1 tRNA gene is annotated in these 244 nt (G+C 42.2%); it reads right to left on the minus strand.

Going from position 1 to position 244, the window contains the following annotated elements:
* Positions 1 to 162: 162 nt before the first annotated feature.
* A tRNA-Ala gene (locus OA91_RS23950) sits at positions 163 to 238 on the minus strand.
* Between the last annotated feature and the right edge of the window lie 6 nt (positions 239 to 244).

The following is a 244-nucleotide window of genomic DNA, read 5'->3' on the forward strand; positions in this document are numbered from 1 at the left end:
ACTCAATCCGAAGATTGTGTTTGTTATTTCGATCTATTCAAAAAGTTAAATTGTTAAAGAGCATTTAGCGCAAAGCGCTAAGTCAGTGATTGTTTGTTCCTTAAAGAAGTAACAACAACTTGCTTAGAGCTTTGGGTAATGAGTCACAGAATAAGTAAGTAATGGTGGAGCTATGCGGGATCGAACCGCAGACCTCCTGCGTGCAAAGCAGGCGCTCTCCCAGCTGAGCTATAGCCCCATGTAT

It is taken from the genome of Marinomonas sp. SBI8L (genome assembly GCF_001624705.1).
Classification (GTDB): Bacteria; Pseudomonadota; Gammaproteobacteria; order Pseudomonadales; family Marinomonadaceae; genus Marinomonas.